The sequence below is a fragment of the Paenibacillus sp. FSL H8-0332 genome (genome assembly GCF_037963835.1).
In the GTDB taxonomy this organism is placed as follows: Bacteria; Bacillota; Bacilli; order Paenibacillales; family Paenibacillaceae; genus Paenibacillus_AQ; species Paenibacillus_AQ rhizoplanae.
The window spans coordinates 2,972,124-2,984,763 of the sequence record NZ_CP150145.1; the positions used below are offsets into that span (position 1 = coordinate 2,972,124).

Annotated in this window: 15 protein-coding genes; 10 read left to right on the forward strand and 5 right to left on the reverse strand. The window is 51.9% G+C overall.

The window, feature by feature from the left end:
• Nucleotides 1–248: 248 nt before the first annotated feature.
• Complete coding sequence (locus NST43_RS12800) at nt 249–1,109, reverse strand: sulfurtransferase (RefSeq protein WP_339224774.1); 861 nt, start codon at nt 1,107–1,109, stop codon at nt 249–251.
• A 193-nt stretch (nt 1,110–1,302) separates the two neighbouring features.
• Nucleotides 1,303–1,698 (reverse strand): hypothetical protein, encoded by a 396-nt coding sequence (locus NST43_RS12805; protein ID WP_339224775.1) that lies wholly within the window; start codon nt 1,696–1,698, stop codon nt 1,303–1,305.
• A 206-nt stretch (nt 1,699–1,904) separates the two neighbouring features.
• On the opposite strand from NST43_RS12805, the gene NST43_RS12810 reads away from it, so the two are divergent.
• The gene (locus NST43_RS12810; RefSeq protein WP_339224776.1) at nt 1,905–2,843 is read left to right on the forward strand and encodes a phosphotransferase; all 939 of its coding nucleotides are present in this window, start codon (nt 1,905–1,907) and stop codon (nt 2,841–2,843) included.
• A 40-nt stretch (nt 2,844–2,883) separates the two neighbouring features.
• Here NST43_RS12810 and NST43_RS12815 read toward each other — a convergent pair whose 3' ends face one another.
• Together NST43_RS12815 and NST43_RS12820 are read right to left on the reverse strand one after the other, a co-directional pair.
• Complete coding sequence (locus NST43_RS12815) at nt 2,884–3,819, reverse strand: aminoglycoside phosphotransferase family protein (protein WP_339224777.1); 936 nt, start codon at nt 3,817–3,819, stop codon at nt 2,884–2,886.
• 150 nt (nt 3,820–3,969) lie between these two features.
• Nucleotides 3,970–4,341, reverse strand: a complete 372-nt coding sequence (locus NST43_RS12820) for a hypothetical protein (RefSeq protein ID WP_339224778.1) — start codon at nt 4,339–4,341, stop codon at nt 3,970–3,972.
• Between the two features lie 285 nt (nt 4,342–4,626).
• Here NST43_RS12820 and NST43_RS12825 point away from each other — a divergent pair, with 285 nt between their 5' ends.
• From NST43_RS12825 to NST43_RS12845, 5 genes are read left to right on the forward strand one after another with little or no spacing between them, the layout of a single operon-like run.
• The gene (locus NST43_RS12825) at nt 4,627–5,601 is read left to right on the forward strand and encodes an ABC transporter ATP-binding protein (protein ID WP_339224779.1); all 975 of its coding nucleotides are present in this window, start codon (nt 4,627–4,629) and stop codon (nt 5,599–5,601) included.
• Entirely contained in the window at nt 5,594–6,340 is a 747-nt protein-coding gene (locus tag NST43_RS12830; protein ID WP_339224780.1) for an ABC transporter permease, read from the forward strand. Before NST43_RS12825 ends, NST43_RS12830 begins: the two co-directional genes overlap by 8 nt.
• The gene (locus tag NST43_RS12835; protein ID WP_339224781.1) at nt 6,340–6,723 is read left to right on the forward strand and encodes a GntR family transcriptional regulator; all 384 of its coding nucleotides are present in this window, start codon (nt 6,340–6,342) and stop codon (nt 6,721–6,723) included. Before NST43_RS12830 ends, NST43_RS12835 begins: the two co-directional genes overlap by 1 nt.
• A 5-nt stretch (nt 6,724–6,728) precedes the next feature.
• Nucleotides 6,729–7,430 carry an ABC transporter ATP-binding protein gene (locus NST43_RS12840; RefSeq protein ID WP_339224782.1) on the forward strand — a complete coding sequence of 234 codons (702 nt, stop codon included), beginning with the start codon at nt 6,729–6,731 and terminating at the stop codon, nt 7,428–7,430.
• Nucleotides 7,424–8,158 carry a hypothetical protein gene (locus NST43_RS12845; RefSeq protein ID WP_339224783.1) on the forward strand — a complete coding sequence of 245 codons (735 nt, stop codon included), beginning with the start codon at nt 7,424–7,426 and terminating at the stop codon, nt 8,156–8,158. The genes NST43_RS12840 and NST43_RS12845 overlap by 7 nt, the downstream gene beginning before the upstream one ends.
• Nucleotides 8,159–8,261: 103 nt before the next feature.
• Here NST43_RS12845 and NST43_RS12850 read toward each other — a convergent pair whose 3' ends face one another.
• A complete protein-coding gene (locus NST43_RS12850; protein WP_339224784.1) occupies nt 8,262–8,603 on the reverse strand; it encodes a PilZ domain-containing protein in 342 nt (113 codons plus the stop codon).
• A gap of 182 nt (nt 8,604–8,785) precedes the next feature.
• On the opposite strand from NST43_RS12850, the gene NST43_RS12855 reads away from it, so the two are divergent.
• From NST43_RS12855 to NST43_RS12870, 4 genes are all read left to right on the forward strand, one after another.
• Complete coding sequence (locus NST43_RS12855; RefSeq protein ID WP_209985996.1) at nt 8,786–9,391, forward strand: pentapeptide repeat-containing protein; 606 nt, start codon at nt 8,786–8,788, stop codon at nt 9,389–9,391.
• Between the two features lie 153 nt (nt 9,392–9,544).
• On the forward strand, nt 9,545–11,176 hold the full coding sequence (locus tag NST43_RS12860) for a diguanylate cyclase (RefSeq protein WP_339224785.1): 1,632 nt from the start codon (nt 9,545–9,547) through the stop codon (nt 11,174–11,176).
• Nucleotides 11,177–11,588: 412 nt separating this feature from the next.
• A complete protein-coding gene (locus tag NST43_RS12865; protein ID WP_245368211.1) occupies nt 11,589–11,669 on the forward strand; it encodes a YjcZ family sporulation protein in 81 nt (26 codons plus the stop codon).
• 165 nt (nt 11,670–11,834) lie between these two features.
• On the forward strand, nt 11,835–12,638 hold the full coding sequence (locus NST43_RS12870) for a glucosaminidase domain-containing protein (protein WP_209986019.1): 804 nt from the start codon (nt 11,835–11,837) through the stop codon (nt 12,636–12,638).
• The last annotated feature ends 2 nt before the right edge of the window (nt 12,639–12,640 follow it).

The following is a 12,640-nucleotide window of genomic DNA, read 5'->3' on the forward strand; positions in this document are numbered from 1 at the left end:
TTTCGTCTCAGGGATCAGCAAAGCGAAAATTGCGTTCTTACATCTTATAGTTGGCATCCGTACTGCCTCCACGATGTAGAGTCCGGTACTTTATGGAGTACCGCCGAGAGACCACGCTGCAGATGCTTTCTCCGTCTTCTCGTTGACTCCTTATTGACTTGAGACACCTCTTGGCACTCTGTACGAACTATACAACTGCACAACTCCAGCACAAAGAGCCCGCGTCGGACGCGGGCTCTTTGTGCTTACTATTCACCAGTGGCGATAGTGTTCTCCTCATAACTAATCCAGTCACTCCAGCTCCCCGCATACAGCCGAACATTCTTGAACCCGGCCTTCTCCAGCGCCAGCACATTCGGGCAGGCGGTTACGCCGGAGCCGCAGTAGACGATGATCTCAGCGTCTTGGTCCAGCTCGGCGAAATGCTCCTGCAATTCCTCAGCACTCTTGAAGCTGCCATCCGCATTCTGCGTATCCTTCCAGAAGAAGTTGAACGCACCGGGGATATGTCCGGCCTTCTTGTCTAAGGTCTCTTCCTGACCCAGGAAGCGTTCACGGGCGCGGGAATCGATGAGGACTGAAGGAAGGGCGGCTGGAGAAGCCGAAGGCTCCATATTAGCAGATACCTGTTGAACCTTGTGGACATCTGCCAGCATCCGGGGCTGAACCTTTGGCACAAAAGCGCTCGGCACCCGCACCGGCTGGTGATCCGTCACCGGATATTTACCCTCTTTCCACTGGCTGAAGCCGCCTTCCAGAATGTATACCTGCTCATGCCCCAGGTAACGCAGCAGCCACCACAGACGGGCGGCGTTCATGCTGTTCTCATCGTCGTAGGCGACAATACGAGTATCGTTGCCGATGCCGAGCTTCGAGAGCCTGACGGCCAGCTCCTGCGGGTCTGGCAGGGGATGGCGTCCGCCATGTTCGCCTACAGGAGCAGACAGATCCAATTCCAAATCGAGATAGACCGCGCCTGGAATATGCTCTTGTTCATAGCTGTCTCTGCCGGCCTTAGGCTTGCCCAGTGTGAACCGGCAGTCCACGATGGTCTGCTCCGGCTCATAGAGTCTGGCGAGCAGCCAGCGTTTGCTAACGGTTGCGTCCATATGTATCCCATCCTTTGCTTATATCATTTGGATTATATTATAGCGGATAATCAGGCATTCCGCATATTATTGAAGTGGTGCAAGCATAGGCTTATCAGGTCAGGAGTGATCGTGATAGTGAGCGGGCTGCTATCCTGTACAGTTTTACCAGAAACAAAAAAAGCTCAGGACTCGCCTGAGCAATGAAATGAGGTTAACTAAGGACGGGACCGATGATGTTCCAGTCTCCGAATGGATATACCTGATCAAATACTATGAATCCGGCTGCATCCCGGGCTACTGCGTATAGCGAGATGTCGTTCACGAATCCGGGAAAACCGGGTGAAGAAACGGTGATACTGTAATTGGCCACCGTAGTTGGAATGATGAGTGTCACTACTCCATTGGGAGCAGCAATTCCGAACGTTGTTGTGAAATTCAGGGTTTCAGCTATACCCTCCGGGCCGGTATCTGTGACACTGTAGGCATTGACTACAATTGGCTCGAGCCTTGCAGCGGTTGTATTGGTGATGCGAAGCTCGACAAACTGAGAGATTACTGTTCCAGTAGGTTCAAGGTTGGGCACTGCACCGATAGTATAAATTGGCATTTGGAAGTCCTCCTTTTCTCTTGATACAGTAATATATGTAAACCTGATAGTTTGTTTTGTATGATTATCTTTTGCTGCTAAAAAAGGCGACTAGATCAGAAGATAGGGAACCGCCCCAATCCTAGTAGATTTGACAGCGCAGTATCCGGATTCTACAATTGCTTCTGAACGTATAAGAAAGGGGGCATAAGCCTACGGAAGCTATATTGAGTCAGGCCTGGCCTGAATGGAAGGGTACGCTGTGCAAACGGAGTGGAGGCTGGAATAATACAACGTATTTTGTGGAGAGCGGGGAACGCCGCGCTGTGCTGCGCGTCTATGATACACATAGAGACAGGAATAAAATAGAGTTCGAGCATAGTGTCTTGCAGAAGCTAAATGGATTGAATCTTCCTTTTACAATACCTGTTCCGATTCTTACCGTTACGGGGGAGACGTTAGTACAATTGGAGGATGGCACAGATAAATTTGCCTGCCTGTTCGGGTATATTGAAGGAGAATCTCCCACCGAACAGGATTTTGGCTTCTATGATTCGCTCGGAGAGGCGGCAGGCACATTATCCGTTGCCCTGGCTAAGGTGGAGACAGGGATAGCTCCAGTGTACCGACCGTACTATGAACTGAAGACCTCCTATCCGCTATGTACCCGTGAAGCGCTGCATGGTCTGGTGACGGACCCGCCCGAGCCTCTGAAGGAGCTGCTGCCGGAGCTGAGAATTTTAGTAGAGGCCCACGACAATGTGGCAGATTCGCTGGAACAGCTTCAGAGCCTGCCGCATCAGCTGGTGCACGGCGATCTGAATGCTTCCAACCTGCTGGTGGATGAAGCGGATACGGCCCGGGTGACGGCGCTGCTGGATTTTGAATTCTGCACCCGGGATGTACGGGTTATGGATGCTGCTGTAATTCTGTCGGCCTTGCTCAGTCATGAGGACTCGGAGCGGATTATCAGTGATTTCTGGCGGGGTTATAACCGCAGGGTTACGCTGACTCCCGAGGAACTGGCGGCGATTCCGGTGCTCATGCTCCTGCGCAAGATAGACGTATTCCTGCATTTCGCCACCCGTTACTGGGAAGGGACCGATGAGGTGAATGTCCTGCAGCAGCAGGTCCGGGAGCTGGCGGCAGAGGTAGCTGCGATGTAGGCGGGAAGCTGCATGGAACTTGCACTGTCTTCAAGCTTCCTTACAGGAAAAGCTGCTGATTATGTATTCTTTTCATCAGCTCTCTGCCGGATCGGACGACTTCGGGCTGATGATTGTGAGTACCCCAGCAGATATCGCCGAGGGCCATTTTGATGCAGCATATTTGTATTTCAGCAGACTGGTCCTTAAGCACTTCAAGTCCATACCCTGCAAAATAGGCATCTCTGGCTGATGGATGATCTATGAAATATCTGGCGAACAGAATGGAGAAGTTGTCCACAGCCAGCCCCCACAACATATTCTCGAAGTCAATCATTCCTGTCAAAATACCCTGGTCATCCACCAGCCAGTTGCCTGGTGTGGAGTCCCAGCTTATTGGAACAGGCTTGCTATGCCGGAAAATTTGAGCATTTTGAAGCGCCCAATCGGTTAAAGCTATTTCAGAAGATTGCAGCAGATCTTCCTCCATACATCGCGCCGTAACTTCCCGAATCGAATTAGAAACATAATTTACCGGGTCCTCATTATGGGATAACTCGATTGGGTTTCCATTGATATCAGGGCGGCCGAACCAATCGCCAATCTGTGAATCATGCAGTACTTTTGTTAATTCACCTGCCTTACGGTAAGCGGCTTCCACAGCCAGGGGACTTAGTTCAGTATCCCTCATGATTAATCCATCCATGGATGTGATTAATATGGCTTGCCAACCTTCGCCTTCGTAAGAAGCGATGAACTCTGGTACATACGGCTTCAAGTGACCTACCCAATGCTGATAGGCGTAAACCTCAGGATGCCATCTCTGTTTGCGGCTGTACGTTTTTAAGTAATAACATTTAGAGTCCTGAGTGGATTGCAGCTTCCAGACCCCGGTTCTCACACTATTCAGCCTGTAGTTTGCCAAGACCTGAAAGCTGCCAATGTCGGACTGAACCTGCTCATACAACGCTGTTGGATGGATATCCAGTGGCTTCATGTTCTGTTGGTCCTCCTTCATAATTAGTTTTATTCACTATTTTACAATAATAACCTATCATAGGAAGTTCACTAATCCAAAGTCATACCAAACAGGGCACTCTCCGGCTGGGCGATACCAGAGGGTGCCCTGTTCAGCGTGCGTATTCTGTTAGATTAAGCGGTAGCCTGCAGGAAGTTCCCCGCTGCTGCGGATACGGCGGATCTGGTCCAGCGTCAGTCTCTGGTTGGTGGAGATGATCGATTCTACGTCATTGCCGGAGATGTAGTCATCCAGATCGCGGATGCTGTGGTTGCCGCGAAGCACACGGAAGCTGCCTCTGAACCGGGTTCTGCTGAACAGAACGAGCGTGGCATTGCTGCTGGTCGAGAAGAAGCGGAGGCTTTCGATGCCATCCAGAATATTGTCCGTATCGCGGATACCCAGATTGCCTCTGTAGATTCTGCTTCTTCCCCGGAAGTTTTCTTCGCTGTACACCGTCAGTCTTGGATAAGTCTGAGAGATATGAACCTCTTTATTCATGTGTATTCCTCCTTGGAGCGTTTTGGCAAAAGCAGCACGTTACTGCCAGCTGCAATACTATTCTATGTATGCTGATAGAGACTGGTATGGTTAGAACCCCTGAACGAATAGCCTGTTTACATACAGCTTCAGGAAATTTTTCACAAACTCGCTTTACAAACATAAATCTCTAGTGTACTATTTAACTAACACACCAACACAACGATGAGGATACACATATTTCAGCTCAGCAACAACCTGTGGAATTGCTACTCCACCCATACCTATCTTCACAAGGAGGCTGTCATGAATTCAACCGTTCTTAAGGCTCAGGGGCCGTCTGGCCCGGCGCAAGAACAAACCGTACTGGAAATGCAGGGCGTCAGTAAAGTGATTAAAGGTAAGGCAATTGTAGATAATCTAAGCTTCAAGATTCAGAAGGGAGAGATCGTCGGGCTGCTGGGACCGAATGGCGCCGGCAAAACGACCACCATCCGGATGATGACCGGACTGATCCGCATGAGCGAAGGGGATGTTCTGATTCATGGGCACAGCATCCGGAAGGATTTCAAGCAGGCGATCTCACAGATCGGGGCGATTATTGAGAATCCCGAGTTCTATCCGCATATGACCGGGTACGATAATCTGCTGCAATATTTACGGATGAGTGACGGAGCCGGGACATCGCGGATCAAGGAGGTCGTGGAGCTGGTGGGACTGCAGGAGGCGATGAACAAGAAGGTTCGGGCGTATTCACTCGGTATGCGCCAGCGTCTGGGGATCGCTCAGGCCTTGCTGCACTCGCCGAAGCTGCTCATTCTGGATGAGCCGACCAACGGCCTGGACCCCGCCGGCATCCGGGAGATGCGCGACTATATGCGGAGAATAGCAGAGGTAGAGGGCATTGCCATTCTAATCTCCAGTCATATGCTGGCCGAGATTGAACAGATCTGTCACCGCGCAGTGGTCATTCAGAACGGCAAGCTTGTAACGGTGACACAGCTTACTGGAGCACCGGAGGCGCGGAGTGAGGTAGCACTTGCCATCCGGGTAGACAAGATTGAAGCAGCACGGACTGTGGCCGGAGCCTTGCAGGGCGTCAAGGTCACTGGAGCGGATGAAGCCCATTCCGAGCTGCATGTGCAGCTGCCAGATGGAGCCGTGCCGGAGCTGGTGGCGGCACTCAGCGAAGCCAAGGTCGGGATATACCGGATTACTGAGAATAGACAAAGTCTGGAAGAGGATTTCCTGAAATGGACAGGGGGCAACCGCATTGCGTAAATTTAATCTGCTTGTTCTGAATGAATGGCTCAAAATATCGAAGAAACGCAGTAATAGCATTCCTTATGTCATCCTGCTGGTGCTGGCGCTGGCAGTGGGCTATATGACACGTACATTTGCTACGGATATCTATGCTTCAGCGGCAGACTTTACGGCGGATTCCTTGCAGCCCAGAGGCATTGGACAGATTCTTGCCATTCTGGTGATCGTCGGGACGGCAGGAATTGTATCCAGGGAATACAGCCAGGGGACGATCAAATTTCTGCTGATCCGTGCCCGCAGCCGTACGGCGATCCTGGCCTCCAAATATGTAACTGTGCTGCTGTATACACTGAACATGCAGGTAGTTGCAGCGGTGGCGCTGTTCCTCTCGGGAGCGGTCTTATTCGGACTCAGCGGAGGGGAGGCGGGAATAAGAGAGATCCTTGCTTCGCTGCTATATTCAACTGTGTACTGCACCGTCTACGCTACGATAGGGTTCATGCTGGGGATTCTGACGAAATCAACGGGCGTAACCATTGGGGCGACCATCTTCGCCACCACCATCGACAAGCTGGTCATTTCCCGCGAGTTCTACAAATATGTGCTGTTCCCTAACCTTAATCTCGCAGCCTACCAGGATGGCGGTGCGCCGATGCAGGGAATGACGCTGAGCTTCTCCATTATCTTGCTGTGCATCTACATGACGCTGTTCCTGCTTGCAGGCTTCGCCGTCTTCAGACGCAGGGATGTTGCTTGATGGGGATCGAATTCGATAATAACCAGCCGATTTATCTCCAGATCATGAATTACATCAAGGGAGAGATTATCACCGGCAAGCTGAAGCCTGGAGATAAGATTCCCTCTGTCCGTGAATTGGCCGCTGAACTGCAGATTAACCCGAATACCGTGCAAAGAACATTTCAGGAACTGGAGCGTGAGACCATCGTGGAGACCCGCCGCGGCATGGGCAGATATGTGACCGGAAGCGAAGAGACGATTCTGACCGTCAAGAAGGAGATGGCACAGGATGTGCTGGACCGTTTTATCCGCGGGATGCAGGAGCTCGGCTTCCAGGGCGAAGATATTCTAACTGCAGTAGCAGAGAACATTCATAAGCGGGACCAAGAACAGGGGGAGTAAGAAGAGTGGATGATATACTTGATATTCAGAATGTAAGCAAACAGTTCGGCCCCAGACAGGTGCTGAATCAGGTATCCTTCAAGCTGGGCAGCGGCACCATCACTGGTCTTCTGGGAACCAACGGCAGCGGCAAAAGCACGCTCATGAAGCTGATCTCAGGACTCGCCTGGCCAGGCTCGGGGCAGATTTCAATCCTCGGGGTGCCCGTGGGAGTAGAGAGCAAGAAGCTCGTCTCCTTCATGCCGGATAGGCCGGTAACGGAGTCGTGGATGAATATCGGGGATGCGCTGAGATTCCAGCAGGATTTCTACGCGGATTTCGATCAGGCCAAGGCGCTGCGGATGCTGGATTTCATGAAGCTGCGTACAGCGGATAAGGTGCGGATGTTATCCAAAGGAATGAACGAACGCCTGCAGCTGACCTTAGCGCTCTCCCGCCGGGCCAGATTATACCTGCTGGATGAGCCGATTGGAGGCGTTGATCCGGTGGCACGGACCAAGATCCTGAATGCGCTGATGGAGTTCTATGAGGAGGACAGCAGTATTCTGCTCTCTACCCATCTGGTGACGGATATCGAACGGATCTTTGACGAGGTGATTTTCCTGAAGGATGGGGAGATTGTGCTGCATCGTCCGGTGGAAGAACTGAGACAGGAGCACGGGAAGAGTGTAGATGAGCTGTTCAGAGAGGTGTTTGCCGAATGCTGAAGCTATTGAAATATGATCTTAAACGCCGAAAAGAACGCATTCTCGTCTTTATTGTAATTGCGTTGCTCGTTCAGGCCGGACTGTGGATCTCCAGTGCAAAGATAGACACGGGCTTGGCTTCCCTGAATCTGGTTATTTACTGCATCCTAGCCATCGCAATGATATTTATAGCCGTTACCGGATATTTCCGTAATCTTAAATCCTATCAGCGGCGGCTTTTGCCGGTTACTGCGCTGCAGACGGTCCTGTCTCCCATGCTGCTGGCGCTGCTGCTGATTGGGGTGGTCATCCTCCTCGGCCTGGCCCATCTGGGAATCCTCAAGCTGCTGAATATGGTGGATTTACTGCCCGGCAATCTATGGACGGTTGGCTTCCGGGCATTGCTTCAATCGGTCTGGTCCACCTTATTTCTCATGGTGATGGTGATGTTCTCCTTTACAGTAGCCTTTAGTCTGCGCATGAAGGGGAGAGTCTGGCTTGGCATCGCCCTTCTGGTCCTGCTGGAGAACGGGATTGGTTATCTGGAGAAGTTTCTTTTTGACACCTATTTCGTAGGTTTAGATAATGCCTTTAAATTCGAGATTTACCCTGGAAGTTCTCAGTCCGGCAGTGAATTCACTATAAAATATCTTCCAATTAATCAAGGCGCGCTGCTGTTTGAAGTGGCGGTGGTCTGCCTGATGATCTATGGAATGGTTGCGCTGGTGAGGAGACGAATCGAAGTATAAAGCGAAGTGTAGCAGAGGGATAATCCATCGTTCTTATTTCACGCAAGCAAGGCTCCTAATCAGCCTTGCTTGCGTTTGTATGCATTATTAGGGAGCGCAAAGGCTACAAGCCTTGCGCGCTTCTTCCGCTGGTCCAGAGCTCCAGCTCCCGCAGCAGCTGTTCTTCCTCGTCTTCCTGCAGGTCCAGCCTTACCCCATACTGGTATTGCCCCAGACCGAACATCCAGCCCCAGCGGACCCTGCCTTCATACTGTAGCTTCTCTTCCGCCAGCTGAAAATGAATAATCAGCTTCGTGTCCCCTGCGGTGAAGCGGAGGTTCAGCGAGGTGCGGACCTTGCAGCCGGAGCGGCTAAGGTCAAGCAGGATACCCTCAGTCAATTTGCCCGCTCCCGGTCCCGAATTACTGGCGGGAATTTCAAGCCAGCAATCGATGGGCTGGTTCATTACATATCGGAATGGTTCTTTTCTGCTGGAGTCATCCATCATTTACCTCCGCGATTTTATTTGCTATTATATCGAAACGGCTACACTTGGACAATCTCCTAAAGTAGTATATTTAAAGATTAATATAGTATCTGTTATACCATACCTTTGCTCCAATACCCAGATAAAGAGGTGCATAAACTATGTATCAATATCAAAATGAGACGTTTCATGAGCATAATTTCGATTACGCGGCACTGCAGGATGGAGAAATAAACGGCTGTACCTTTGAGCGCTGCTCCTTCCGGGGAGCTTCTATGGAAGAGATGACCTCCAGCGGCTGCCGGTTTGTGGATTGCGATTTCACCGGTGCCCTGCTGAATGCTTCGCTGCACAAGGATGGCGCGTTCACCAACTGCAAGTTCACCGGAGCGAATCTGTTCGTGGCGAAGTTCGAGAACTGCAAGATGGTCGGATCGGATTTCGCCAATGCCCATATGGACGGAATTACACTGAGCGGAGGGGACTGGGCGTATACGAATCTGCGCCATCTGAATCTCAGCAGGCAGGATCTGCGGGAGATCCGGTTCACCGAGGCTGACATGCTGGGCTGCGATTTGCAAAAGGCGGATTTGCGCGGGGCGGATTTAAGCCGGGTCCAGCTTGCCCAGTGTAAGCTTGCAGGGGCTGATCTGCGTGATGCCAAGCTGGAAGGGATTGACCTGAAGAGTCTGGATCTCAAAGGAGTGCGGCTGGATGTGGAGCAGGCTGTGCTGCTGGCCCGCTCTATGGGAGCGAAGGTAGGGTAACGACTCAAGAAAAAACGGACGTGTGCCTGAAGCTGTATTATATTTCTGCCGGACTCTTCCGATAAAGAAATATCGACCCGTTTCGACATGTTGCTGCAAGATATCTTCAGTGGTCGGAATCATGAACAAGGTCAACGGAAGAGGAGAGTGTACATGTCATTAAGTCTTCGCACCTTATTTTCAACAGCATTTGCGGTCATTATCATTCTGCTGACGGCTATGCTCAGCTATGTGATAGGCAACCGTTCCACCACTTCCGTAGAAGTCGGTATCGGCAGCTCCCTGGCCGCAGAGGCCAATCAAATGTCCGAGAAGCTTGATCAGTTCATGTGGTCACGTTCCGGTGAAATAGAAGTTTTGAGTAAGCTGAATGCTTTTCAGGAGCCCGTTGAACAAGCAGAGGCCGGCGGATTGCTGAATCAGCTGAAGAGGAGTCTGCCGGTATTTACCTGGGTGGGCTTCCTGGATAAGACAGGGAATGTGGTTGCTTCCACGGATCAGATCCTGCAGGGGACGAATATCAGCCAGAGGCCGGTCTTTCAACAGGCGCTTAAGGGAACCTTCATCGGGGATGTCCACGATGCGGTGCTGCTCTCTAAGCAGCTGCCTAACCCGACGGGGGAAGCCCTGCAATTTGTTGATGTGAGCGTGCCGGTCATGGACAAGCAAGGACAGACAAGCGGAGTGCTGGCGGCACATCTTAGCTGGGAGTGGTCACGCGAGGTCGAGGCCTCCATTGTGAATCCGCTCAAGGAACGGCTTAAGGGTGTGGAGGTATTCGTGGTCAGCAAGAAGGATGACACCATTCTGCTGGGACCTGCAGCGCTCACCGGCAAAAGAATGACGGATGCGGTCCTGCAGCAGGCCCGCAGCGGCAATAGCTCCTACGTGATTGAACAGGAGCGGGGCCGTGACTCCTATTTAACGGGATACGCCTACGGCGACGGTTACATGAACTATCCGGGCCTTGGCTGGACGGTCATTATCCGTCAGCCCGCGGACATCGCTTTTGCCTCGGTCCATCAGCTTGAACGCTTCATCCTGATCAGCGGTCTGCTGACCGCTGCGGCTTTCGCACTGATCGGCTGGCTGCTGGCCGGATGGATCAGCCGACCGCTGAGGGATATTACCCGGACAGCCGACCTGCTCAGCTCCGGTGCCGATGTGGAGATCCCGAGCTCTACGCGGTTCAAGGATGTTGCGATTCTGTCGGCCTCCCTGAGGGGTCTGGTGAACAACCTGACCAAGACAGAGACCAAGCTGAGCTATATGTCGGATATGGCGCTGCATGATAAGCTTACCGGCTTGCCCAACCGGGCAGCGCTGGATGAGTTTCTGGCCCATGCGGTCAGTAAGGCCAAGCAGAAGCGGACAACACTAAGCTTTTTGTACATGGATCTGGACGGCTTCAAAAAAGTGAACGACACCTTCGGCCATGCGGTTGGAGATGCCCTGCTGCAAGAGGTAGCCTTCCGGCTGATGGATTGTACGCGGGACAATGAGATCGTTGCCCGGCTGGGCGGGGATGAATTCGTGATTATTCTGAATACCTCGGCGGGCAAACCGATGAGGGAAGCGGAGGTGGTGGCTTCGCGGATTATCAGCAAGATCAACCAGCCGATTCTGATCAAAGGCGAGGAACTTCGTGTAGGCTGCAGCGTAGGTGCTGCTGTATGGAGTCCGGATGGCGGCGATACGGTTGAGACGCTGCGGCTCGCGGACGAAGCCTTATATATCTCCAAGCGGAGCGGGAAGAACCGGATCACCTTCGAGGCGGCATCCTAGGATCAGGAATCAGAGGCAGACAGAAACAACAAACAACCTTTTATCGGCAGGATGGGAATGCTCCTCTTGGACCGGATAAAAGGTTGTTTGCGTTATCTCACTACACTCAGCGTAACCGCTTACGTGGATTGGACCATCTCTTTATCCACAGAAATCCTTCGTCGTCCCGGAAAAACTTAATGCCTATCCAGCTCAGCGGTGTCCAAATTTCCTTAAAATAATATGAAGGCATAGTAAATTAGTCCCTCCGATATAGTTAATTATTACTAGTTTAAGCCAGGATGGAAGATTTAACAATACTTTTATTACATATAAATCCCAAATTATGCGTTCGCCCAGTTTTTTTGGGACTACAGGCATATGATGTAGAGGAGTCAAAGCTGGGCATGTGCGTAAGAGAGGAGGGCTTCAGATGAGTGGAGGTCTTAGAACGTCAACGGCCACCATACTGGTGTTGTTTATTTTGCTGATTATTATCCTTAGCGTATTTTAGCGGAAGGGAATATAGGGGGTTATTGAAACAGTGCCGGGGCATCCGCTCCGGCGCTGTTTGCGTGCGTATAAGCTGCAGCTCACTTCCATATACATCATAACAGGGATAAGCACAGGCAGTTTGGCAGGGCGGGGCATTTAATATAGTAGGAAAGGAAGTGATGCAATGACGAACTCCGAATTTATCGCCCGGATCGCTTCTTTCGCAGTAGCGGATATGCAGCGCACCCGTATCGCAGCTTCGCTGACGATTGCCCAGGCAGCGCTGGAATCCGGCTGGGGAACGAGCGGCTTGACGCTTAAGGCCAACAATCTGTTCGGCATCAAGGGCAGCGGGCCTGCGGGCAGCCTGGCGCTTCCGACAACGGAATACAGGAACGGCCAAGCTGTACAGGTGACTGCCCAGTTCCGTTCCTATAATAACTGGGGAGAATCTGTGACGGATCATTCCGCGCTGATTACCGGGGGAGTCTCCTGGAACCCCAAGCTGTACAGCAAGGCTATTGGAGTCGACGGCAAAACAGCCGCCCGCGAGATTGCTGCTGCAGGCTACGCAACGGACCCGGGTTATGCGTCCAAGCTGATTCAGATTATGGATTCATATAACCTGTATCAATATGACGAGCTGAAGGAGGATGAAGAGATGTCGGCTGAAGATAAACAAAAAATTGCGGCGCTGGAAACCGAGCTGCGGGAACTGAAGGAGCTGCTGGCAGGGCTGTCTGTCAGCAGAGATACACTGAAGGCCGGCGTTCAAGAGCAAGGCCAGGCCATTAAAGGTGTCGCGGAGCGGCTGACTGTCATTGAGGGCCGTACAGTAATGAATGTGCCGGCCTGGGCTGAGCCTGCGGTACAGGCAGCGTCTGCCGCCGGTCTGCTGGATACGCCGTCAGGAGGCAGCTATGATTTCTACCGGATACTGACCGTATTGAACCGCGCCGGTCTTCTGGTTACAAGCAAGGGGGGGTAGCG